This is a genomic window from Roseovarius sp. YIN77 (assembly GCF_057219155.1).
The window spans coordinates 1-22,616 of the sequence record NZ_JBXVVI010000027.1 but is presented as its reverse complement, the minus strand read 5'-3'; the positions used below and the strand labels follow the sequence as shown (position 1 = coordinate 22,616).

Here is a 22,616-nt window from a genome sequence, read left to right as displayed (position 1 = left end):
GCCCGGTTCGCACCAGCGCGACCATTTGATCCCTGAATTCCGCAGGGTACGGGTTCCTCGTTCTCGGCATGAAAAACATTCTCCTTCATCGATAAAAAGTGTCCATCAAACCGGGGGAACTCCAAGCGACAGCTTCAAGTGGCCTCGTTTGTTCGCTGGATGTAGGTCAGTCGGCAGAGGGAAACGAAGATAGAAAATCCCATGTCGGGAGGTGCAGAGATAGGCTGCGAGGCGCATGATGTGTCCCACCATTGTGGCCCACCAGCGGTTTGCTATACCTAAGTCATTGGTTTTGTGGAAAATGGTGGGCGACCCTGGAATCGAACCAGGCGTGCGTCTCCGCGAGGGAGTTACAGTCCCCTGCCACACCTTGCGGCCTGTCGCCCAACGAGAGCGGAAATAGACAAGCGCGCGGGGGGCGTCAACAGGAAATTCCCTTGCACCTGCAGGAACGACAGCGCATTGTCCGCCTCGTCTTGATCAGGGGGCGGGTAGGCGATGAAAAAACCCAAATGGGTCGTGGAAAAGGAACAGGCCAAACGGATGGCGGCGGCGCAGACGATCTGGCTGTTTGGGCTGCATGCGGTGCGTGATGCGCTGATGAACCCTGCGCGCGAAAAACTGCGCTTGATCGTGACGAAAAATGCCGCGGATAAACTGTCGGAAGCTATTGAAATAGCAGGAATTTCTCCTGAAATGGCTGACCCCAGAAAGTTTCCTGCACCGATTGATCCGGGGTCGGTGCATCAGGGGGCGGCGCTGGAGGTGAAGCCCTTGGATTGGGGATCGGTTCAGGAGCGTTGTGTCACAGGTGGGGCGCCGCGGGTGCTGCTGCTGGACCGCGTAACGGACCCGCATAATGTGGGCGCGATTCTGCGATCGGCGGAGGTGTTCGGCGCCGCTGCTGTGATTGCCCCCGCCCGTCATGCAGCGCCGGAAACCGGGGCATTGGCCAAAACTGCTTCAGGCGCGCTGGAGCGCCACCCCTATCTGCGGGTACGTAATCTGGCAGATACAATTATAGAATTACAATCAATGGGTTACATTGCATTGGGGTTGGATGGAGAGGCCGATCAGACCATCGAATCCGCGCTTGAGGGGCAACATGACCGCCCCGTCGCACTGGTTTTGGGGGCCGAGGGGCCGGGGCTGCGTCAACGGACCAAAGAGGTCTGCGATGCGCTGGTCAAGATCGATTTTGCCGGGGGGTTCGGTTCGCTGAACGTGTCCAACGCCGCCGCCGTCGCGCTTTATGCCAGCCGGGCGCGGTAGGCAGGGCGACGATCAGAAACCCGCAATTTCGCCTGTCGGTATTACGTCGGTATTGCGGCTGTATCGCGACGGTCGAAAATTGGAGGTGTCGATCACACCAAACATGGTGGGCATAATGCCCACTCTACGATGCCGAAAAACTTCTGCCGCGTCGCAAGAAACTATCATCACAGTTCCGTCAGACCCCCTTTCATTTCTCGGACAAACCGTCATCTTCTTCGCACCATGTGAAGGAGTTTGCCATGATCCCCCGCCTGATCCATCGTCGCCACTTTCTGGCCCTTGCGGCCGCTGTCCCTGCCGCGTCCATTCTGACTGGCCCGGCCTTGGCGGCAGAGCCTGCAACCTTTGCTGTTGATGGGGTGGCCATTCGCGGGACCGATCCGGTGGCCTATTTCACCAATGGGGCGGTGGTCAAAGGTTCCGCCGAACATGCCTATGACTGGAACGGGGCGACCTGGCATTTCGCCTCTGCCGAAAAACGCGACATGTTCGTGGAGACCCCAGAGGCGTTTGCCCCGCAATTTGGCGGCTATTGCGCCTTTGCCCTGTCCAAGGGGGCACTGGCCAGCACGGTGCCAGAGGCCTGGACGATTTATGAGGGCAAGCTTTACCTGAATTATAGCCTTGAGGTCCGCCAGATCTGGTCGCAGGAGATTCCCACCAATATTGAGCGGGCAACTGCCAATTGGCCGGCGATTTTAGGCTGATCCGGTGATCACAAGTGGTTGAACCCCCTTTAATCGGGGGCGAACCCTTCCTATCTGATAATCAGAAGCACAGAATGGAACATTGTGCTTCTCTTCACTGTCCCTCGTTCCGCGACTGCGCCCGGGTTTAATGCTCGGGCGCTTTTTCGTTTTCGGCCCGGGTTTTGAACAGGTGACTCGACTCTGGGATGGCAGGGCGCTAAATTAGAACAAATCAGGAACATTTGGTGTTGAGCATGGTCGGCCAGATCGGACGTCGCGTTGTGTCATTGTGGTTTCCCCGGTTGGCCAGTGACCGGGCGGTGCGGCTCAGCCCGGTGGAGGGGGCGTTTGTGCTGACCCTGAAACAAAACAACGCCAATCGTATCCATTGCCTGACGGCGGCGGCGGAACGGCAGGGGTTGCATCCGGGTATGAGCTTTGCCGATGCGCGTGCCTTTTGCCCCGATCTGCAAAGCCGCCCGGCGGATCCTGCGGGCGATCAGCGGTTTCTGCGCATCTTACGCCGCTGGGCCACACGCTATTGCCCCTGGGTCGGGCTGGAGGGCGCGGATGGGTTGGTTTTGGATGTGACCGGGTCGGCGCATCTGTGGGGCGGGGAGCCCGCGTTGCTGGCCGATATGCGCCAGCGGCTGTCGCGTGCTGGGCTGTCGGTGCAGATCGGGCTCGCGGATACGCGGGGCGCGGCCTGGGCGCTGGCGCATTATGGGGAGGGCGTGGCCCATCCGGGGCAGGGGCTGGCGGCCCTGGGGGCCTTGCCGGTGGCTGGGCTGCGGCTGGAGCGTGACGCGGTGGTGGCGTTGGAGCGGCTGGGGCTGCGCACGATATCCGACCTTGCCAGCGCCCCGCGCGCGCCCCTGACGCGGCGCTTTGGCCCCCATGTCCTTAGACGGTTGGATCAGGCGCTGGGGGCGCAACCCGAACAGATCACCCCCCTGGCCGATCCGCCCCATTACGGGGTGCGGATGACCCTGCCGGAACCTATCGGTCTGTTGGGGGATGTGATGGCGGGGGTGGAACGTTTGCTGATCCAGCTTTGTGCCAAGCTGAAGGCGCAGGAGATGGGCGCGCGGCGGCTGTGTATCACCCTGCGCCGGGTCGATCAGGATCACAGGCAGGTCGAATTGCGGCTGGCGCGTCCGATGCGCGATGCGCACCGGATCTTGCCGCTGTTTGAACGTGGTCTGGCCGAGGTCGAGGCCGGATACGGGATTGATCAGCTGCGGTTGGAGGCTGTGCAGGTCGAACCCCTGCCCATCCGCCAGATCAGCCATGTTGGCCCGCGCGAGGCGGGGGGGCTGGGGGATTTGATCACCCGGGTCGGCACCCGGATCGGGTTAGAGAATATCCAGCGTGTGTTGCCTGCCGACAGCCATATCCCCGAGCGCAGCTTTATCATTGCGCCGGCGGCTTATTCAGAACCGGGCGGGCCGTGGGTGGTGCTGCGCCCCCGGCCCCTGCGCCTGTTTCCGCCCGAACCGATTTCTGGGCGGGGATCGCGCCCGCCCGGGCGGTTTCACTGGCGGCGGATGGGGTTTGCCATTGCTCGCAGTTTCGGGCCCGAACGCATCGCGCCGGAATGGTGGCTGCCGGGTGACAGCTGGCGCACGGGCGTGCGTGATTACTGGCGGGTTGAAACGCATGAGGGGCGGCGGCTGTGGCTGTTTCATACTCCGCAAAGCCCGGGCTGGTATGTGGAGGGGGAGTTCGCATGAGTGAGAAGCGTCCCGGAAATGGTCCGGGGGACCATTTCAGCTTCGAACGGGCGGAGCCCTTGGCGCCCCAAGGTGCGGGTTATGCCGAACTGTGCGTGACCACGAATTTCACCTTCCTGACCGGGGCCTCCCACCCGGAAGAACTGGTCACCCGCGCTGCTGAGCTGGGCCTGTCGGCCATTGCGATTACCGACCGCAATTCGTTGGCTGGTGTGGTCCGGGCCTGGAGTGCGCTGAAGGAGCTGCGCCGCGAGGCCGAGGAGGCGATACAGATCCGTTCGCAGCATCGGATTGACAGCTCTTCACGGCAGGAGGTCGGCCATCCACAGCCGATTGCCAAGCCTGATGCAGCCCGCCTGCCCAAACTGATCGTCGGTTGCCGTCTGGTCCTGCGCGACAGCACAGTGGATTGGCTGGCGCTGCCCTGTGATCGGGCGGCCTATGCCCGACTGACGCGGCTGTTGACGCTGGGCAAGCGGCGGGCGGAAAAGGGCGGTTGCCATCTGGGCCTGGCGGATGTGATCGAGGCGGCCACCGGCATGATCCTGATCGCCCTGCCGCAGGACGGGTTGACCAAGGCTACCCCGGATATTCAAAAGCTGCGCCGCCGGTTTCCCAATCACGTCTTTCTGGGCGCGGCGCCGCGCTATGACGGGACCGATCAGGCCTATCTGGCGGCCTGCGCCCGGGCTGCGCAAAAGACCAGCGCGCCGATGGTGGCGGTGGGCGATGTGTTGATGCACCACGCCCGCCGCCGCCAGCTGGCCGATGTGCTGACCTGCATGCGTGAGCATGTCACCATTGATCAGATCGGCACCCGCGCGCTGCCCAATGCCGAACGACGCCTGAAGGGGCCCACGGATATGGCGCGGCTGTTTCAGGATCATCCCGGGGCCTTGCGCCGGACGCTGGACATCGCCGGGCGCTGCGGCTTTGATCTGGGGGAGCTGTCCTATGACTACCCGGATGAGATCGCCAGCAATGAGCCCCCACAGGCGCGGCTGGAACGGTTGGCTGGCGAGGGGCTGGTGCGTCGCTATCCGGGCGGGCCACCCGACACGGCCATCGGGCTGATGGAAAAGGAATTGGCACTGGTCCACGATCTGGGCTTTGCCGCCTATTTCCTGACCGTCCATGACATTGTGCAGTTCGCCCGTTCCCAGGGCATCCTGTGTCAGGGGCGCGGGTCAGCCGCCAATTCGATCCTGTGTTACCTGTTGGGCATCACCGATGTCAGCCCAGAGCAAATCACCATGGTGTTTGAACGGTTCGTGTCGCGCTATCGGGGGGAACCGCCGGATATCGACGTGGATTTCGAGCATGAACGCCGCGAGGAGGTGATCCAGCATATCTATGCGAAATACGGCCGCCACCGGGCGGGCCTGTGCGCGACCGTCATCCATTTCCGGTCCCGCGCTGCGATCCGGGAGGTCGGCAAGGTCATGGGCCTGTCCCAGGACGTCACCGCCGGGTTGTCCGGGCAAATCTGGGGCATGTCCAATGGCGGGGTCGATCTGGACCGGATGCGCGAACTTGGGCTGGATCCAGAGGACCGCCGCCTGATGCAGACGATCCGATTGATCAGGGAAATCATCGGCTTTCCCCGGCATTTGTCCCAGCATGTCGGTGGCTTTGTCATCACCAAGGGGCGGCTGGATGAACTGTGTCCGATTGAGAACGCCGCGATGGAGGATCGCACGGTTATTGAATGGGACAAGGACGACATTGATGCGTTGGGTATTCTGAAGGTCGACGTGCTGTCGCTTGGCATGCTGACTTGTATCCGCAAGAGCTTTGACCTGATCCGCGATACGGGCGGGCAGGCGCTGTCGATCGCCACCATCCCGCAGGGGGACGCAGCCACCTATGACATGTTGTGCGTGGCCGATGCGGTGGGGGTGTTTCAGGTCGAAAGCCGGGCGCAGCTGAACTTTCTGCCTCGGATGCGACCGCGCACCTTTTACGATCTGGTGGTGGAGGTTGCGATTGTCCGCCCCGGCCCGATCCAGGGCGGCATGGTGCACCCCTATATCAAGCGGCGCCAAGGGCGGGAGGATGTGCAGTTCCCATCCAAGGATCTGGAGGGCGTGTTGGGCAAGACGCTGGGCGTGCCGCTGTTCCAAGAGCAGGCCATGCAAATCGCCGTGGTGGGCGCCGGGTTCACGGCGGAAGAGGCTGACCGATTGCGCCGCTCGCTGGCGACCTTTCGCAGGATGGGCACGATCAGCACGTTTCGGGATCGGTTTATCGGCGGCATGCTGGAGCGCGGCTATGAACCCGCCTTTGCCGAGCGGTGTTTCACCCAGATCGAGGGGTTCGGTGAATATGGCTTTCCCGAAAGCCACGCGGCCGCCTTTGCCATGCTGGCCTATGTGTCGGCCTGGTTGAAATGTCATCACCCGGCGGTCTTTGCCTGTGCGCTGTTGAACTCCCAACCGATGGGGTTTTATGCGCCCGCCCAGATCGTGCGCGATGCCCGCGAACACGGGGTCGATATCCGCCCGATCTGCGTCAATCACTCCGACTGGGACAATCGGCTGGAACGGCGCGCCGATGGGAGCCTCGCGCTGCGACTGGGGTTTCGCCAGATCAAGGGCTTTCGCGAGGAAGACGCCGGCTGGATCGTCGCGGCGCGCGGCAATGGCTACCGCGATCCAGAGGCGCTGTGGCTGCGGGCCGGGCTGGTGCCCTCCGCGCTGGAGCGGCTGGCAGAGGCCGATGCCTTTGCCGATATGGGGCTGGGGCGACGCGCGGCGCTGTGGCAGGTCAAGGCCATTCGCAGCCAAAAACCGCTGCCGCTCTTCAACGATCCGCTGGATGGAGAGGGCATCCGGGAGCCAGAGGTCAACCTGCCCACCATGCATCTGGGCGAAGAGGTGGTGGAGGATTACGTCGCCACCCGCCTGAGCCTGCGCGCCCATCCGATGGAACTGTTGCGCCCCACGATCCCCGATCTGATCACCCATGGGGCGCTGGCAACCACGCCGTTGGGGCGGTACTCCGTCTGTGGCCTTGTTATCACCCGCCAGCGGCCGGGCACGGCATCGGGCGTGATTTTCCTGACGCTGGAGGATGAAACCGGGGTCAGCAACGTGGTGGTCTGGCCAAAGGTCTATGAACAGTTCCGGCGAACTGTCATGGGCGGTCGGCTGTTGCGTGTCACCGGGTATCTGCAACGCGAGGGCATTGTCGTCCATCTGATCGCGCAAGAGATTGCGGATATGTCCCACAAACTGTCAGAACTGGGCCACCCGCTGGACGAGGCGATCGGCATCACCCAACCCCAGGCCGATGACGCGCCACGATCAAATCGTACTGGGCCAAGCGCCCGTCATCCGCGAGAGCAGGCCAAGCGGCTCTTCCCCAGCCGGGATTTTCATTGAAGGGCAGAGGCATAAAGCGAAAGTGGACTTAAGGGGCTGCTTTCGCATTGTTGCAATCCATACAGAGAGAGACCAGTCAACGGTTTCATCCGGTAAATGAAAAATTCAACCTTGCCTTCGGTGGTAAATTCCTAGGCCACACTAAACCGCTATCAACCCAATGATATGCTTTTCTTGCAGACGATGCCTTACGTTCTTCCAAAAGCTTCAGCTGTCGTGTCTTGCAAGAAATTCAGACACACATTTTGCGTAGGCCTCGGGTTCTTCGATATGTGAAGAATGGGCGGAGTTCTCAAAAATCACCGTTTCGGAATTGGGGATACCCGCCTGCAAGGTGGCGGCGCAAGTCGGCCCTAGCTCATCATAGCGGCCGCAGGTTATCAGGCATGGCGTGCGTATCTGGCCCAGATCGGCCGTACGGTCCCAATAGCGCAAATTGCCGATTGTGGTGAATTCGTTCGGACCATTTATTGTATGGTAAACCTCGTTTCCGTCAATATTCGCCGCCGTGCGAAGCACGCAATCGGGCAAGGTTTTCAATCGACGCAGGTGTCTTTCATAGAACATATCTTTGGCAACAACGTAATCTGGATGTTCGAACTCACCTAACGCACCATAGTGCCGCAGCGCATGGCTTTGTTCGTCGGGCATCTCTGCGATCAGCCTTTCGCAGTTCGCTCTGAATTCCGGGATCGAGGCTGATGTCGAGGCCAGAACAAAACTGGCAAGCCCTTTGGGTTGGCGCAGCAGATACTCAACCCCGAGCCAGCCGCCCCAGCTCTGCCCCAGGATATGGCAGTGATCGAGGCCCAGCTGATCGCGAACTTCCTGCACTTCGTCGGCAAAACGTTCAATCGTCCAAAGCCCTTTCCGGCCGGGCTTATCAGATTTTCCGCAGCCAAGCTGATCATAGAAGATGACTGGGCGCTCGGATCCGAGCACCTCCAGGGGCTCCAGATAGTCGTGCCCGGCCCCTGGCCCCCCATGAAACAGTAACAGGGGCAGGCCCGGCCCGCTTCCGATGGTCTTGGTCCAGATTTTATAGCCGTTGGCCAGTTTCAGTATGCGTTCCATTGCGGGTTTCCGTTTATCAGCGTCGTTTATGTGGAAATCGGCCCGATCCTGTCATCGGATAACGCTTGCCGCGCTTTTTGTGGCGAGACTCGCATTACACCCAGTGCTCGGCTGTGAAGTCCGGTTTCAAAGTTGCAAGACGAAATCCGCCCTTCGATCTGCCAAGAATCCTGTGCTCAGTAGCGGGCCTGCAAATTGGCGTTGAGGAGGAGTTTGGTATAATCATGCGTCGGTGCGGTAATGATGTTTTCGGTATCGCCGCTTTCGACAATTTTGCCGTGATACATAATGATCATTCTGTCTGCCAAATGGCGCACCACATGCAGGTTATGGGTGATGATCAGAATTGACAGCTGCATGGTTTCCCGAAGACTGGCCAACAAGTTGAACACTTCGCCTTGAATGGACACATCCAGACCCGCTGTTGGTTCATCCGCGATGACCAGTTTGGGGTTCAAGGCCAATGCGCGCGCGACACCTACGCGTCTGGCCTGACCGCCTGACAATTCATGCGGATAGCGGCTGGCAAATTCCGCGGGCAGACCGACAAGTTCCAACAATCGACGGGCTTCTTCGTTCAGGTTCATATCCGGTGCCTTGCCCGATATGATGTGGGGCTCTACCACTGCTGCGCCGACTGTCAATCGCGGGCTCAGGCTGCCGATCGGATCCTGCATCATCATCGACATGCGGGTCCGTGCGGCACGCATCTGACCCGGGGTCGCGTGCAGCAAATCTGAATCCTCAAATAAGATGCTACCGCCCTCGGCGTTTGCAAGGCGAAAAACCGCACGGGCCAACGTTGATTTGCCCGAACCGCTCTCGCCCACCAGCGCCACTGTTTCGCCGGGCGCGATGTCCAGTGTTGCATCTCTGACAGCTTCGATCCGCTCCGCCGGTCGCCCCTGCAGAATGTCAATGACTCTACGTGGTTTGGTAAAGGTCACATCCAGGCCATCAATTGACAGGATGGGTCCGGCGGTTTTGTTGATGCGGGTTTCGTCCGCCTTGGGGTCAGCCAGACGTTTGAGCGACAGATCGGACATAACCGGCAATCGTCTGCATTTTTCATGAATGCGCGCCGGGTCACAATTTAGCAAGCTTCGGGTGTAATCATCCGATGGGTTAGAAAAAACATCTTGCACCGGTCCCATTTCACGGATGTCGCCATGATACATGACGGTAACTTCGTCACACAACGCTTCGACGACGGTCAGGTGGTGAGTTACGAACAGCATCGCGCAGCCGATATCTGATTGCAGCTCCTTCAGGAGTTTTACAATCTGAACCTCCAGCGTGGCGTCCAGCGCGGTTGTCGCCTCATCCGCGATCAGCAATTTTGGCCGGGCCATGATCGCCATGGCAATACAGACCCGCTGTTTCTGACCCCCAGACAGCTCGTGCGGATACATATCCAGCCGAGCCTCGGCGCTGGGCATGCGAACCTGTTCCAACGCGTCGAGCGCGCGCTTAAGCTTGGCGGCATTGCTGTCCTTGCTCCAATGCTGAATGTCGACCATTTGCTGGCCAATGCGCAGCGACGGGTTCAGGGCGCTCATCGGATCCTGCGACACATAGGAAATTTCGCGGCCGCGCGTCGCCTGCCACTTGTCCGACGTGAAGCTGCGCAAATCCCGCCCGTCGAATTCCAGCGTGCCCCCGGTAATGTCCGCCGCCTGTGGCAGCAATCCGATGATCGCGTTGGCCAAGGTGGATTTGCCGCTACCGCTTTCGCCGACCAACCCCATGATCTGGCCGTGATCAATTGTCATACTGGCGTTTTTGACCGCGCGTACAGAGCCAAAGTCGATGCACAAATCCTGTATGTCGACCAGGTGTTTAGACTGTTCCATTTCGTTCCCTTACTTGCGCAGCTTGGGGTCAAGAATGTCACGCAGTCTTTCCCCCAAAGATGTGAAAGCCACGGTTGTCAGGATGAGGGGAATCCCCCCCGCAAATACGATCCATGACGTGTTTCTGATAAAGTTGAACCCATCATTCAGAATGGTGCCCCAGCTGGGTGTGGGGGGGCGGACGCCAAGCCCTAGAAAGCTGAGCCCTGCTTCAATTCCAATCACCAGCGGCACATCCATGCTGGCGACAATCAACACCGGGCCAATCACATTCGGAAGAATGTGCAGGCGAAGTATTCGTGGCAGACTTGCCCCCATGGCGCGCTGCGCTTCGATGAATTCAGCATTGCGCAACGACATCACCTGCGTCCGCACAAGCCGCGCATAGGATGGAAATGTTGAAATCACGACGATCGCGACAATGGAATTCACACTTGGGCCAAATAGCGCCACAACAGTCAAAGCGAACATGACGCCCGGAAAGGATCGCACCGTATCAAAGACGAGCAAAAGGGCCCAATCGATCCATCGCGTGGTAAACGCCGCCAGCATACCCAAGATAATGCCGATAATCAGCGCAACCGACACGGATGTAATTGCAAGATACAGCGCGACCTTGGTGCCAACGATCAAGCGCGAGAACACATCCCGCCCCAACTGATCAGTTCCCAGCCAATGGTCCCAGCTGGGATCGGATAGCTTGTTTCGAACGTCGATCTTGACGGGATCATAAGGTGCTATGAAATCGGCCGTCAGGCCAACGACAAAAAACATTGTCACAACAATGCAGCTGAATATCCCCAAAGGACTGGAACACAGAGCTTTCAACACTGCCCCGATCCGACTGGCCCGCGTCTGGCTTTTTGATGTGGTCACAGCGGTCATTGGGACGCATCCTTTGAGCGCGGATCAAGCATGACATTCAGCAAATCCGAAAGTGTGGTGGCAAAAACAATGAAGACGGTACTGGCCAGAACTGTTCCCATGACAACCGGGTAGTTTCGACTGATTACCGCGTCATAGGCCAGCTTCCCGATGCCGGGTCGCGCAAACAATATTTCGACGATGACGGCGCTGGAGAGGATAAATCCGATGCTGACGCCCAAAATGGTGATCGTGGCTGGCAAAGCCACCCGCAAAACATACCGCCGCAACACTTGCTGTTCCGGGATGCCAAATGCACGGGCCGTTTTCACGTGGTTCTGCATCAACACCTCAATCACAGAGGCCCGGACCAGCCGAGAGACGTACCCAATCCAGGTGAGCCCGATGGCAAATGTCGGAAGGACAAGATGCTTGATCGTGCCACCAATGCCTTCACCAGCGCCAATGGCCGGCAGCCATTTCAACTGAATTGAAAATAAAAGGATCAGATAAAGACCAATCACGATGGGTGGTACCGCAATCAGCGAGACCGAAACCACACCACTGATCTGATCAAATGGCCCACCACGGTGCACAGCGGCATAGGTTCCGATCGGGATCCCCAGAAGCGTCACCAGCAAAATCGACAGGACAAGCATGGCGGTGTAGGGAACCTGCTCTGCCAGAATGGAGACAACTGGGCGGTTTGACGTCAGATCGACCCCTAGATCACCCTGAACAACGCCAACGAAAAAGTAATAAATCTGCACAAAGACTGAATCGTTAAGATGCAATCTTTCTCGCAGCGCCTCTTTCAATTCAGGGGTTGCGCGGGGGCCCAGCATCACATTTGCAGGATCCCCAGGCACGAATTGGATCATTATGAACAGAGTCGTAATCGCCAGCAGTACGATCATGATGGCAACGCCAACGCGCTGCAACGTATAGCCAATCATGATCCCGCCTCCGGTTGTAAACGCATGTTAAAACCCCCGTCGCGCTATGGTTTCATCCCATGTTCGACAGAAAACTTCCTGATCGTCCTCAAATGCCCGCAATTCGCCCCGAAGATAGAAGTTATCACAATCACAGGTCACGGTCATTTGGCCTTGGGTTGCCACGTTCCAACCGTCACGCGTATATCCCATCCGGAACTGATAGTCGGCCTTGGCTGTCAGAACGTCACCGTCCGCAATTTCAAACTGATCATGTCCATATCCGGTGACGGTGATATCTGCGCTATGTATCTGTCTGCGCCCGAAATCCTCTTTGAGGCTCAACGTCTTTTTTCCGGTCCCCAAGTCATGGCTGATGATACGGCTGTGCAGTCCATTTTCATGGGTTGTCACCTTGCTAGGCTTCGCCACTCTTGGCCGCGAGAACAGCACGCGCGACGGGTCACTAGGGGAAAGGTCGGCATCGGGCAGGTTCACCCGGCATCCCTCAAGGTTGAGGGTCAGCGTGTGATTGTCTGCGACGGGCCAGGCCATTGGGAACATCGCATTTGAAACCGCCACGCGCAACCGGTGGCCCTTGACAATACGATGCGCGATATCATTCAGATCATACTGAATCCGATACAGGGTTCCGGCCTCTACATCGGCACAGACCTCGCGGCCATTCCGCTGTGAAAGATTCACAATGCCATAGGTGATCAGGGTCGAGGCCCCGTTTTCATCGACATCACACAAGCGCACCGCGACAAGCCCGCTGCCCGCGTCCGAACTGACCTCGAAATCAATCGAACTGGTGCCGATGATGTCCAGCGGCTCGTTCAGTGGTTCGCTGTCAAAACACAAGGCACCCGCATCTTCGGATCGTTGATCGCCGGGCATTTGTGCCAGCGAGGGGTCATTCGTGACCGGCATGTAATCCCCGCTCAGCATTCCCAGAGATTGCGGTGAACGTATCGACATTGTTCCATGATCAGGCGCATCAGCCAGACCATTCCGACCCAACCAGACCGTTTTGTGGCGCAATGACCTGTCTGGCCAAGTCTCGGCGTCCACCCAAACCCCAGGCCGCATGGCATGGCACGGGTCCGTCGATACCTCTTGCTGCCGATAAACGGTTAACATCGGTTCGTTTTCAACGCCGTTTTCGTCACCCTTGAGCCAACGATCAAACCAACGCAGTAGCTCATCCAGAAAGTTCACCCCGGGCCCGGGCAGGGCATGTTCGGCATAAAGATGAGACCAAGGCCCAATCAAACCCTTGCGCGTGGTTGTCAGGTTTTTCATCAACCGCATCACAGTGTTGGGCCAGCAATCGGTCCATCCACTGATCGCATAAACCGGGATTTGAATGCGGTCATAATCGGTGCAGACAGTGCCTTGCAGCCAATAATCATCACGCTGTTGGTGTTCCAACCAGATCTTCATGAACAGTTCGGGTTCGGCTAGGCGCTGCATCCAGGCGTCGCGCCATCCCTCTCCATAAAGGATCGGGTCAGGCGGTCGGCCGTTCAGGGCAAACATCACGCCGCCCCAACCGAGCGTTTCTCCGGCGAAGCCGCCGACAAAATAGCACCCATCATCATAGTAACGATCATCGGATGCGCCGACTGGAACAATGGTTTTCAGGGCCGGTGGTTGATGTGATGCCAATTGCAACGTCGTGATGCCACCCCAGGACAATCCGAACATGCCGACAGATCCGGTACACCACGACTGTTCAGCCAGCCAGGCAATTACTTCCAGACCGTCTTGTTGCTCGATTGGCAGGTATTCATCCAGTTGAATGCCGTCGGAATCACCCGAGCCTCGCATATCCACACGGGCACAGGCATAGCCATGCCCCGCCAAATACGCGTGCTGCTCTTCGTCGCGCAGTCGGGTTCCATCGCGTTTTCGGTAAGGGATGTATTCAAGAATGGCGGGGAATGTCTCTCCGGCCGATATGTCAGGCCGCCAAATCCGAGCCGCAAGGCGGGTGCCATCGGCCAGTGGAATGTAGATCTCTTCTTCTACCACTGAATATGGCAAATCCTTTGGGTCGATCAAAAGAGTCGCTTCGTGCTTTGGCGTTGCGTCTAGGGCCATCGGTTCAGGTTTCCAAAGAGTTTCAAAATACGTCAAGCCTCTCGGCAACAACCCGAAGGTGTCGCCGAGAGATTGTTCTTACACAGATTTCGCTTATTCAGCAGGTGCGAAAGCTTGCAGCTTGTAATCGCCGTTTGGCAGCAGGCCAGGCTTGATCGAATTGTTGTAGATCAAGGATGCAGGCGGATGGATCAGCCAAACGAAGGAGTGCGAAGCATCCATCAAATCCTGCATATCGTGGTAAATCTGCGCGCGTTTTTCGAAATCGGTCTCGGCCATCGCGGCATAGTGCAGGGTTTCATACTCTTCGCTTTTGAACCATTCCCAGTTCCAGATGCCAGCCTGTTCAGCAAGGAACCACTGGGTCGACCAGGCGGGATCCGGCGGGCTAACATATGCTTTCAGGGTCATCTGCATATCGGCACCCTTTTCGTCGCCCAGGCTCCAGAACGTTCCGCTTTCGTGCGTGTTCAATTGAACATTAATACCGATTTCGGCCAGGTTCGCCTGAATAATCAGCCCGGTGGTCTGTTCGTCGGTCGAGTTCTGTAGCTCCAGTTCCAGATCAAGTGAACTTACCCCGGCCTCAGCCAAAAGGGCGCGTGCGCCGTCAACATCTCGCGCAGGCTGCGGGTCTTCGCTAAATCCGATCAACCCGGGTGCGATCAGACCGGTCGACTGTTCAGGAAGGCCGAAATAGGCACCCTCGATAATCGCTTCGACGTCGATCGCCTTGGTGATGGCCTCACGTACCCGAGGGTCTTGCAACGATGGGTTTTCGGCATTCAGACCCAGCCAGTAGTAACCAGCCGTCGGGCGCACTTCCAATGAGGAGTTTTCAGGCATGTTCGCCTGCAGTTCAGGAACCGAGCTAATCGCAACGACGGACACATCGACCTGTCCGGCCTCAAATGCGACCTCAGCAGATTTTGCATCATTTATCGGGATCAGAACCACGCGATCATAGGCCGGTTTTTCGCCATTCCAGCCATCATGAGCAACCAACACTGTTTGCTGACCCTGGTCCCAACGTTCGATCTTGTATGGTCCAGCGGTCGCGCCTGGCTCTGTCGAAAACGTTCCGCCTTGTGCTTCGGTTGCGGTCTTGCTGATGATCGATCCGCCCAAATACGGCAAAGTGCTCCACCAGACTGGTGCAAATGGCTCATTGAAGTGAATCAGACCACTGTACGTGTCCAGAACCTCGACATCCTTCAGCGGAGCCCAGTCGCCACTGTTAGGTGCGGCCAACTCTTCGTCAGTGAAGCGTTCAAAGGAATATTCCACATCCTCGGCTGTGACTTCACCGTAATCGCCGGTCCACATCAGGCCGGGCTTCAAGGTGAACTTGATCGTCAGATCATCGACTTGCTCAATCGATTCAGCTGCCGATAGCTCCCAATCCCAAGTGGTGTCTGATTTGAATTCGATCAATTTCGGGAAGATTGCGTTAATGATCGTCGAATCTGCCCCGCTTTGCCAGAATGCTGGATCCAATTGGCCAAAATCAGAATCCATTTGGAGCCTGATTTCTGCGGAATGGGCCGCCGTAGCGATCCCAAGACCTGCGATGCATATCGCGAATGATCGGGTGAATTTCCCTATTTTGTCTATGTTTGTCATGTGTCCTCCCAGACGCAGCGCCCGCCATTTGTTTCGTTTCTTGTGCGGAATCCACAGCAGGCTAGGGAGACGCAGTTCATACATCAACAATTTACAGTTTCGTTGCATGACGCATTATGGAAATTGTTTGCGTCATTGTGCGTCATGATAGAAAATGCGCATCAAGGGAGCGCGAAACATGACAAACCAAGAAATCTTTGCCGCAAATCTGCGGCTGCTTATTGGGTATCGCCCATCGATCTCATCGGTGTGCCGTGATATAAACATGTCACGGCAACAGGTTACCAAATACCTCGCGGGAAAGAACTTGCCGTCGGTGCGAAATCTTCGCAAAATCTCTGACTATTTTGGCGTTGAAGAAACGGAAATGCTGATGCCCGTCAGCGATTTCAGAAAGTTGATTGCGCTTAACCCTCCGCAATCCGAACCGCTGGATCCGCTACAAGCCTTTTTCACCAGCAGCGCGCGTAGCGACGCGAATACGCGAAGTGAAATAAAGAAGTTTCTGGGCTTTTACTATTCTCACTTCATCGTCGCAGGCGCCCCCGATCAGATTACCCGTTCGTTGCTGTGCATTTACGAATCCAATGGCGCCGTTTTGACCAAGAACATTGAGCGCTATCCCGACGAAAGCGATGGCGCGGCGACAACTCTCAAGTTTGACGGCGTCGCATTGTACAATGCCGAGCGTCTGTTCATTTACGAACGTGAGACCGCGATGGGAACGCGAATATGGCAAACCGTGGTTTATGCCAACACTCTCAGGCATACGACCTTCTTGTCCGGCCTCACCATGGGTATCGCCACGGAAACGATCCGAGATATCGCATGTTACCGGGTTGTATATGAGTTTCTTGGCACTGAGGTGAACAGTAGAATGGCACTACGTGGTTGTGGAACATTCAGTCTCGATTCCCTGGAAATATCGAAGTTTATTCGTGATCGCATTACCAATGACATCCGCGGCAACGAAACAGCCTTTGTGCCAAGGGTATAACCAGCCGATTGCAATCGTTCAGTTCGGGATATTTTTGTCGGCGGAAATCGCCAACCTTCCATTCCAAGTCAGAACGTGATTGGCTGCATTGTCCTGTCTGAATTCAACGGATCGCCGACACACACCGTTCGAGCCTCTGTGGTTGTGGATCAAAAGTAGAACCCGATCACGCACGAAGGAAGTCACCAAGTATATTGTTGAACAGGTCTGGTTTTTCCAGATGCACGGCATGTGCACATCCGGGAAGGACGGCGAGGTTCGCCTCTTGGATCGCATGCCAAAGTTGTTCGGTCTGCGCCCAGCAATAGGTTCGATCTTGATCGCCCCAAAGCACGAGTGTTCTGGCGCGTATATTGGAGAGTTGGGTCACACCACTCCACTCCTCCATAGCTTCAAGGCCTGCCAAAATGGCGTCAAGGCTGCTGCTTTCGGCAATAGCTGCACATGCCTCGAACGCTTCCGCCGCCTCATTCTGAAAAAACCATGTTGCAGCGATACGACGCGCAGTAGATTGAGGGCCATCGTCACAGGCGCGGCGTCTGGATGTAGTGATCGGCTCAAAGCGTCCAGGTAAAACACCTGAGGCCCCGGTGCCGTAGAGAACCAATCGATCAACGCGATCGGGATCCCGCCCCACGATTTCCTGGGCGATCATGCCCCCCATTGAATGCCCAACCAGATGAAAGCGGTGAATGCCGCGCGAGGATAATTCATCCAGAACCCATTCGGCGAAATCACTAATTCGGTTCATCACATCAAGGTGGGCATTCTTTCCGAACCCGGGCAGATCAATGGTAATGACGTCGAATTCGCCCTGAAAGGCCGCCAGTTGTGCGCGCCATTGCCGACTGCCCCCCAGAAACCCGTGCACAAAGACCAGTGGGGTCATTTGCGCGCGCCCTGCACGATGCGATCCAAGATCATGGCGCAGAAGAGGATTGAAAAGCCTGCCAAGATGCCTTGGCCCACATTGGCGTATTGCAGCGCTTCCAGAACATCTTCGCCCAGGCCTTTGGCCCCGATCAGTGACGCGACCACCACCATGGCCAGTGACAGCATGATGGTCTGATTGATCCCGGCGCGGATCGATGGGCTGGCCAGTGGGAGGTCAACCTTGGTCAGAAGATACCATTTGTTGGCGCCAAAGCTGATCGCGGCCTCGCGCACACTTTCCGGTACACCACGTAGGCCCAGCACGGTTAGGCGGACAACAGGGGTGCCGCCAAAAATCATTGTCACGATGACTGCTGCCGGCTTGCCAACGCCGAAAAACGCAATGACGGGAACCATGAAAACAAATGCTGGCATGGTTTGCATGAAATCCATGATTGGCTGGATAAAGGCATAAAATCGGGGGCGCCGGGCCGCGAACATGCCCAGTGGAATGCCGATCGCAATCGAAAGACACGCCGCCGTACCAAGCAGGGCAAGCGTTGTCATCGCCGCTTCCCAAAATCCCAAAAGACCCATGTAAGCCAAAAAGGCACTGGAATAGATCGCGGTGCGGATACCCGCCGTCAGCCATGTCAGAAGAACGATCAGGGCGGCGATAACAATCCAAGGTGTGTTGACCAACATGACCTCAAGCGCATCCAGTAGGCTGCGGATGCCAAAAGTCAAAAGATCAAAAAATGTCTCGCTGTTTCGGACACACCAGGCAATGAAATCCTCTACCCAGTTGATACCGGTCAGTCGGATATTTGGATCGGTCGGGAAATGGGTCAACAGATCAAAGCGGCCCGGAAAACTGTAATGCATCATGGCCGCCAAAGCGATGATCACCATGAAGATGGCGCTGAATATGAAATTCGCCACCGGGATACCCGAACGAACCGTCCGGTCTGAAAGCCACTCGGAAAAGCGCGTTTCCAATGCCCAGTTCCCCGTGATCGACTGCGCCGCCTTGGCGATGATCAGGATGATCAGACCGGTTAGCACAATCCAAATGCCCTGATCGGCCAATGCTTCTGCTTCGGCGCGAATGCCGCCGATACTGGCCTCCAATGAATCGACGGTGCGTTTATAGACATCGATCTTGTCTGAACCCGCTTCAATCGCTGCGGCAAGTTGTTGGCGCCGAAGTTCAAGCGTGCCTTCGATCGAGGCGATGCGTGCCATCGCATCTGCAGCCAAATCCCCAAAAAGGCCACGGGCAATTTGCACATATCCAATCGTTTCAAGGATCAGAAACGGCAACGCCCAAGACCACAACCCGCGCGCGCCGAACCAAAGCGGCCCCAAAAGGCCAGCCATCAGGTTGAATGTCGGTGTAAATTTCGAACTTTCCCCGATCTTGTCAAATTGCGCGATGTAATAATCGGGTGAGGTTTCCACAAATGTTTTGATGTTTTCCCGACGCTCAGCGGCATAGGCCAGTGCGGCGTCGCTTTCGGTGTCTTCGAGTGGGTTAACTGTATTGTCAGTCATGATACTTCTGTCCCCTCAATCACTGTGCGCAGCAGGTCGGCCCGGGTGATGACACCGACATCGGCCCCCCCGTCCTCGACCAAAATCGCACTGTCATTGTCAATCGCCATGTTGATGAGGTTGCTGAGCGTTTCGCTCTCATTGACGCGTGGTGCATCGGCGCTCAAAGGCCCTTTATCCTTGATATATCTGTCGATGGGTTGCATCACCGCATGCGCGCGCACAACTTTCAAACGCGAAATACCAGCGACGAATTCCGCCACATAGTCGTCGGCGGGGTTCATTACGATATCCTCTGCAGTACCGGTCTGAACGACCCTGCCATCGCGCATGATGGCGATGCGATCACCGATGCGCACTGCTTCGTCCAGGTCATGCGTGATAAAAACGGTGGTTTTCTTCAGGATTTTGGACAGCCGTATGAATTCATCCTGCAACTGCCGCCTGATCAACGGATCAAGCGCCGAAAACGGTTCGTCCATGAGGAGCACATCCGGGTTGGCGGCCAAGGCACGCGCGAGACCGACCCGTTGTTGCATCCCGCCGGACAATTCATGGGCAAACTTGGCCCCCCATGCGCCAAGCTCGACAATATCCAGAATTGCAGCCGCCTGACGCATCCGTTCGTTTTTGCTGACTTGGCGGATTTCCAGTGGCATCGCGACGTTGTCCAGCACCGACCGATGCGGCATCAGCGCGAAGTTTTGAAAGACCATACCGATCTTGCGGTTGCGAAATTCCTGCAGCTCGCTTGGCCCCAATGCCATCACATCGATGCCTTCAATTTCGATCTTGCCATCGGTTGGTTCCAGCAGGCGATTGAAATGGCGGACCATGGTGGATTTGCCGCTGCCCGACAGCCCCATGATACAGAAAATCTCACCACGGTTGATGGACAGGCTGACATCGGCCACACCGACAACGGCATTGAATTCGGCTAATACCTCTGGCTTGCCCAACCCGCGGTTGCGGATGGCCTGAAGTGCTTGTTCGGCATCTGCACCGAAAATCTTCCAAATATTGGATACTTCTATGACGGTTTCTGTGCTCATCGCAGGGCTCTATCTATGAAGGAAGGCAGCGGAGTGGGCGGCGCCCGCATCACGGGCGCCAACCTTTACAAGTTGCGTCGATAGATCAGAGACCTAGCCAGGCATCCACGCGTTCTGGATTTGCCTCAACCCATTCGCGGGCGACATCCGCCGGATCACGGCCGTTGCCGCTGATTTCGAAGGCAAAGCCGGAAACGTCATCGGCCGTCAGTGCGAAATTGGCGAAAAATTCGGCAATCGCTGGGGAACGTTCTGGTAGCGAGTTTGACCAGGCAATTTGAACATCCTTCAAGGCATCTTTCGAGGCAACCATGGAATTGGCGTACCAATCCGGGTCATCTGATGGCTGGACCATCACATATTTCGCCGGGTCATAAGTCGGCTCTGTCAACATCTGCACGTCGAACATGAACCACACGGCGTGGGGCTTGTAGCAATAAAATGCATAACCTTCGCCCTTGGCGATGCTGTCTTTGATACGGGCGGTTTTGACGCTCTCCTCCGCGCGAACCGGCTCGATGAAATCAAGCAGGCCATAGTCACGTGTCTTAACCTCATTCACATTGGCCGATGCCCATCCCGGGGCACCGATCCACATTTCGCCTTTGCCGTCGCCGTCGCTATCCATCAAGGCCGCGACATCGGGGCGTCCCAGATCGGCAATGTCGGTGATGCTGTTTGCCTGACCGAAATCCTGCGAGACGCAGAAGCCCTGATTGCCCTCGTAAGGGTTGGATGACAGGGTCACTGTGCCCTCTTCGTCAACATATTTCTTGGTGAAACTTTCTTGATTGGGCAGCCAGACATCCGGGTGCACGTCAATATCGCCATTGCCCTGGTGCATGGCCTGGAAAATCGTTGCGTTGTTTCCCGGAACAAATTCGACCGTTCCGCCAATGCGCATTTCAACCACCGCACCCAAGAGATGCGCAATCGCTTGCGCCCCCGTCCATGACGGCACGCCGATCTTAACCTCTTCGGCAGCAAGAGCCGGTAGCGCCGCGACACTGATTGCCGCAGCAAGCCCGAATGACTTCAGTTCAAATTTCATGTTTATCTCCTCCGTTGGGTCGCGCTGTTGGATGCGCGGTTATTCTGTTGGCCATTATAAATTTGGCATTCCTTGCCCAGCTTTAGCGCTGGCTGTGTTTCCGGTTACGGCAATCACCGGACGCGGTGAAATCTGTGCCCGGGATAAATTGGGTGGTCGGCCCTCCACCTGTAAGAGAAGTCTAGTTCAATTGCAGGCCACACCGCCAATTCGAACATTTCATCAAACTATGCAAGTTTTGCATAATTTCTGAACCTCTGTAGTATACGCAAAAAATAGGGATCTGTGATGGATTTGAACTGGCTGCGCGACTTTGAATGCCTTGCACGCACAATGAATTTTACCCGTGCGGCAGAAGAGCGAAATATCACCCAATCAGCGTTCAGCCGTAGAATCAAAGCCTTAGAAAGCTGGGTCGGGCTGCCATTGATCAATCGGGCCACCTATCCTGTGCAATTGACCGAGTCGGGCCGACAATTTTTGCCGATAGCAATTGGCTCGATTTCTCAACTGTCTGAAGCGCGACAATCAATCCGTGACACTGACCGGGGCGATAGCCAGTTTATCCGGATTTCAGTGCTTCACACAATTTCGGTCAATTATCTGGCACCAAGAATTGAAGCCGCACAGCGCATTTTACCCGATCTTCGCACGCGCGTTACATCAGATTCTCTGAGCACTTGCTGCGAATTGCTGGTTGAAGGCGCAGTGGACATTTTGCTTTGCTACAACCACCACGCTGTATCGCCCATGATTGATGAAACCGCGTTCAAGCGCAAAGACCTGGTAACAGATCGCCTGCTGCCCGTTGCCGAAAGCAGCGCCGCCAAGGCATATGGTTGGGATCTGAGCAATAGAGAGAGTTCATCCGTCCCGCATCTGGCATATGAACGATCGTCGTTCCTTGGCATGGTGGTGGAAAGCATCGCGGATCATAAAAACCTGCCAATTGATACGATTTATGTTGATGGCCTGGTTGAAACGATCAAACGAAGGTTGATGGCCGGAAGTGGATTTGCATGGATGCCAGAAACAGCCGTTTCGACCGAACTTGCCGAAGGGTCAATCGTTCAGATTGGCGGCGACGAATTGACCACATCGCTAACGATTTCAGCATTTTCTGATCCATCATCCTTGGAACAAACCGCTCTGGATCTTTGGAACTACCTATAGAGCGTAGACCAAGCTCGTGCGTGAGCGAGAAATGGAATGGGGCGCGTTTAGTGGCATCCTGAGCTTGCCCATGTGCGGGTGTAATTAAACATTGTTTGAGGTGCCCCTAGGTTACTGCGCACCTGGCTGTTTCAGTTTGATCTGTCTTTCTTCAAGTCAACTGTTGCCGGCAACACATGCAAAGCATGTGTGAGCGGGGCGACGTCATTCCGTTGTTCGTATGCTTGCGTTTCGAGTTGTAGAATAGCTCGATGTACTATGCCGACGCACCGAACGTGCTGTGGGTTGCCGACATCACCTATGTACCGACCTGGACGGGCTTTGTGTATCTGGCGGTCGTGCTGGATGCCTTCAGCCGCCGTGTCATCGGCTGGGCCATGG

General features: G+C 56.7%; 16 protein-coding genes, 1 tRNA gene and 1 pseudogene. 7 read left to right on the top strand and 11 right to left on the bottom strand.

Annotated elements, in window-relative coordinates; translation table 11 throughout:
• Window positions 1–302: 302 nt before the first annotated feature.
• A tRNA-Tyr gene (locus AC2D8P_RS15600) sits at window positions 303–386 on the bottom strand.
• Between the two features lie 112 nt (window positions 387–498).
• On the opposite strand from AC2D8P_RS15600, the gene rlmB reads away from it, so the two are divergent.
• From rlmB to AC2D8P_RS15580, 4 genes are all read left to right on the top strand, one after another.
• Window positions 499–1,272: a 23S rRNA (guanosine(2251)-2'-O)-methyltransferase RlmB gene (gene rlmB, locus AC2D8P_RS15595; protein WP_484703729.1), complete on the top strand. Its 774-nt coding sequence runs from the start codon at window positions 499–501 to the stop codon at window positions 1,270–1,272.
• A gap of 242 nt (window positions 1,273–1,514) precedes the next feature.
• Window positions 1,515–1,982 (top strand): YHS domain-containing (seleno)protein, encoded by a 468-nt coding sequence (locus tag AC2D8P_RS15590; protein ID WP_484703728.1) that lies wholly within the window; start codon window positions 1,515–1,517, stop codon window positions 1,980–1,982.
• A gap of 236 nt (window positions 1,983–2,218) precedes the next feature.
• A complete protein-coding gene (locus AC2D8P_RS15585) occupies window positions 2,219–3,697 on the top strand; it encodes a Y-family DNA polymerase (RefSeq protein ID WP_484703730.1) in 1,479 nt (492 codons plus the stop codon).
• On the top strand, window positions 3,694–7,080 hold the full coding sequence (locus tag AC2D8P_RS15580; protein WP_484703727.1) for an error-prone DNA polymerase: 3,387 nt from the start codon (window positions 3,694–3,696) through the stop codon (window positions 7,078–7,080). The genes AC2D8P_RS15585 and AC2D8P_RS15580 overlap by 4 nt, the downstream gene beginning before the upstream one ends.
• A 207-nt stretch (window positions 7,081–7,287) precedes the next feature.
• Here the strand turns inward: AC2D8P_RS15580 and AC2D8P_RS15575 are convergent, their stop codons facing one another.
• From AC2D8P_RS15575 to AC2D8P_RS15550, 6 genes are all read right to left on the bottom strand, one after another.
• Window positions 7,288–8,154, bottom strand: a complete 867-nt coding sequence (locus AC2D8P_RS15575; protein ID WP_484703726.1) for a proline iminopeptidase-family hydrolase — start codon at window positions 8,152–8,154, stop codon at window positions 7,288–7,290.
• Between the two features lie 176 nt (window positions 8,155–8,330).
• Window positions 8,331–10,007 carry a dipeptide ABC transporter ATP-binding protein gene (locus AC2D8P_RS15570; protein WP_484703725.1) on the bottom strand — a complete coding sequence of 559 codons (1,677 nt, stop codon included), beginning with the start codon at window positions 10,005–10,007 and terminating at the stop codon, window positions 8,331–8,333.
• 9 nt (window positions 10,008–10,016) lie between these two features.
• Window positions 10,017–10,892 (bottom strand): ABC transporter permease, encoded by an 876-nt coding sequence (locus tag AC2D8P_RS15565; protein ID WP_484703724.1) that lies wholly within the window; start codon window positions 10,890–10,892, stop codon window positions 10,017–10,019.
• Window positions 10,889–11,827 carry an ABC transporter permease gene (locus AC2D8P_RS15560; protein WP_484703723.1) on the bottom strand — a complete coding sequence of 313 codons (939 nt, stop codon included), beginning with the start codon at window positions 11,825–11,827 and terminating at the stop codon, window positions 10,889–10,891. Before AC2D8P_RS15560 ends, AC2D8P_RS15565 begins: the two co-directional genes overlap by 4 nt.
• Before the next feature lie 27 nt (window positions 11,828–11,854).
• A complete protein-coding gene (locus AC2D8P_RS15555) occupies window positions 11,855–13,912 on the bottom strand; it encodes a CocE/NonD family hydrolase (RefSeq protein ID WP_484703722.1) in 2,058 nt (685 codons plus the stop codon).
• Between the two features lie 93 nt (window positions 13,913–14,005).
• On the bottom strand, window positions 14,006–15,535 hold the full coding sequence (locus AC2D8P_RS15550; protein WP_484703721.1) for an ABC transporter substrate-binding protein: 1,530 nt from the start codon (window positions 15,533–15,535) through the stop codon (window positions 14,006–14,008).
• A 154-nt stretch (window positions 15,536–15,689) separates the two neighbouring features.
• Here AC2D8P_RS15550 and AC2D8P_RS15545 point away from each other — a divergent pair, with 154 nt between their 5' ends.
• Window positions 15,690–16,532, top strand: a complete 843-nt coding sequence (locus AC2D8P_RS15545) for a helix-turn-helix domain-containing protein (RefSeq protein ID WP_484703720.1) — start codon at window positions 15,690–15,692, stop codon at window positions 16,530–16,532.
• Window positions 16,533–16,698: 166 nt separating this feature from the next.
• Here AC2D8P_RS15545 and AC2D8P_RS15540 read toward each other — a convergent pair whose 3' ends face one another.
• The 4 genes from AC2D8P_RS15540 to AC2D8P_RS15525 all read right to left on the bottom strand — a co-directional run bounded on the left by AC2D8P_RS15540 (window position 16,699) and on the right by AC2D8P_RS15525 (window position 21,062).
• Window positions 16,699–17,421, bottom strand: a complete 723-nt coding sequence (locus AC2D8P_RS15540; protein WP_484703719.1) for an alpha/beta fold hydrolase — start codon at window positions 17,419–17,421, stop codon at window positions 16,699–16,701.
• Complete coding sequence (locus tag AC2D8P_RS15535) at window positions 17,418–18,959, bottom strand: ABC transporter permease (protein WP_484703718.1); 1,542 nt, start codon at window positions 18,957–18,959, stop codon at window positions 17,418–17,420. The genes AC2D8P_RS15540 and AC2D8P_RS15535 overlap by 4 nt, the downstream gene beginning before the upstream one ends.
• Entirely contained in the window at window positions 18,956–20,011 is a 1,056-nt protein-coding gene (locus AC2D8P_RS15530; RefSeq protein WP_484703717.1) for a quaternary amine ABC transporter ATP-binding protein, read from the bottom strand. The genes AC2D8P_RS15535 and AC2D8P_RS15530 overlap by 4 nt, the downstream gene beginning before the upstream one ends.
• An 85-nt stretch (window positions 20,012–20,096) precedes the next feature.
• Window positions 20,097–21,062 (bottom strand): ABC transporter substrate-binding protein, encoded by a 966-nt coding sequence (locus AC2D8P_RS15525; protein WP_484703716.1) that lies wholly within the window; start codon window positions 21,060–21,062, stop codon window positions 20,097–20,099.
• Between the two features lie 288 nt (window positions 21,063–21,350).
• Between AC2D8P_RS15525 and AC2D8P_RS15520 the strand changes: the two genes are divergently transcribed.
• Both AC2D8P_RS15520 and AC2D8P_RS15515 read left to right on the top strand, forming a co-directional pair.
• Window positions 21,351–22,235, top strand: a complete 885-nt coding sequence (locus AC2D8P_RS15520) for a LysR family transcriptional regulator (protein ID WP_484703715.1) — start codon at window positions 21,351–21,353, stop codon at window positions 22,233–22,235.
• A 269-nt stretch (window positions 22,236–22,504) separates the two neighbouring features.
• Window positions 22,505–22,616: pseudogene (locus AC2D8P_RS15515) on the top strand (DDE-type integrase/transposase/recombinase); the annotation flags it as partial.

What these genes read in the sequence shown, in the direction of transcription:
- AC2D8P_RS15530 (WP_484703717.1), bottom strand. Translation starts at nt 20,011, where the DNA reads ATGAGCACAGAAACCGTCATAGAAGTATCCAATATTTGGAAGATTTTC.
- AC2D8P_RS15580 (WP_484703727.1), top strand. Translation starts at nt 3,694, where the DNA reads ATGAGTGAGAAGCGTCCCGGAAATGGTCCGGGGGACCATTTCAGCTTC.
- AC2D8P_RS15590 (WP_484703728.1), top strand. Translation starts at nt 1,515, where the DNA reads ATGATCCCCCGCCTGATCCATCGTCGCCACTTTCTGGCCCTTGCGGCC.
- AC2D8P_RS15575 (WP_484703726.1), bottom strand. Translation starts at nt 8,154, where the DNA reads ATGGAACGCATACTGAAACTGGCCAACGGCTATAAAATCTGGACCAAG.
- AC2D8P_RS15585 (WP_484703730.1), top strand. Translation starts at nt 2,219, where the DNA reads ATGGTCGGCCAGATCGGACGTCGCGTTGTGTCATTGTGGTTTCCCCGG.
- rlmB (WP_484703729.1), top strand. Translation starts at nt 499, where the DNA reads ATGAAAAAACCCAAATGGGTCGTGGAAAAGGAACAGGCCAAACGGATG.
- AC2D8P_RS15525 (WP_484703716.1), bottom strand. Translation starts at nt 21,062, where the DNA reads ATGAAATTTGAACTGAAGTCATTCGGGCTTGCTGCGGCAATCAGTGTC.
- AC2D8P_RS15550 (WP_484703721.1), bottom strand. Translation starts at nt 15,535, where the DNA reads ATGACAAACATAGACAAAATAGGGAAATTCACCCGATCATTCGCGATA.
- AC2D8P_RS15570 (WP_484703725.1), bottom strand. Translation starts at nt 10,007, where the DNA reads ATGGAACAGTCTAAACACCTGGTCGACATACAGGATTTGTGCATCGAC.
- AC2D8P_RS15520 (WP_484703715.1), top strand. Translation starts at nt 21,351, where the DNA reads ATGGATTTGAACTGGCTGCGCGACTTTGAATGCCTTGCACGCACAATG.
- AC2D8P_RS15555 (WP_484703722.1), bottom strand. Translation starts at nt 13,912, where the DNA reads ATGGCCCTAGACGCAACGCCAAAGCACGAAGCGACTCTTTTGATCGAC.
- AC2D8P_RS15565 (WP_484703724.1), bottom strand. Translation starts at nt 10,892, where the DNA reads ATGACCGCTGTGACCACATCAAAAAGCCAGACGCGGGCCAGTCGGATC.
- AC2D8P_RS15560 (WP_484703723.1), bottom strand. Translation starts at nt 11,827, where the DNA reads ATGATTGGCTATACGTTGCAGCGCGTTGGCGTTGCCATCATGATCGTA.
- AC2D8P_RS15545 (WP_484703720.1), top strand. Translation starts at nt 15,690, where the DNA reads ATGCGCATCAAGGGAGCGCGAAACATGACAAACCAAGAAATCTTTGCC.
- AC2D8P_RS15540 (WP_484703719.1), bottom strand. Translation starts at nt 17,421, where the DNA reads ATGACCCCACTGGTCTTTGTGCACGGGTTTCTGGGGGGCAGTCGGCAA.
- AC2D8P_RS15535 (WP_484703718.1), bottom strand. Translation starts at nt 18,959, where the DNA reads ATGACTGACAATACAGTTAACCCACTCGAAGACACCGAAAGCGACGCC.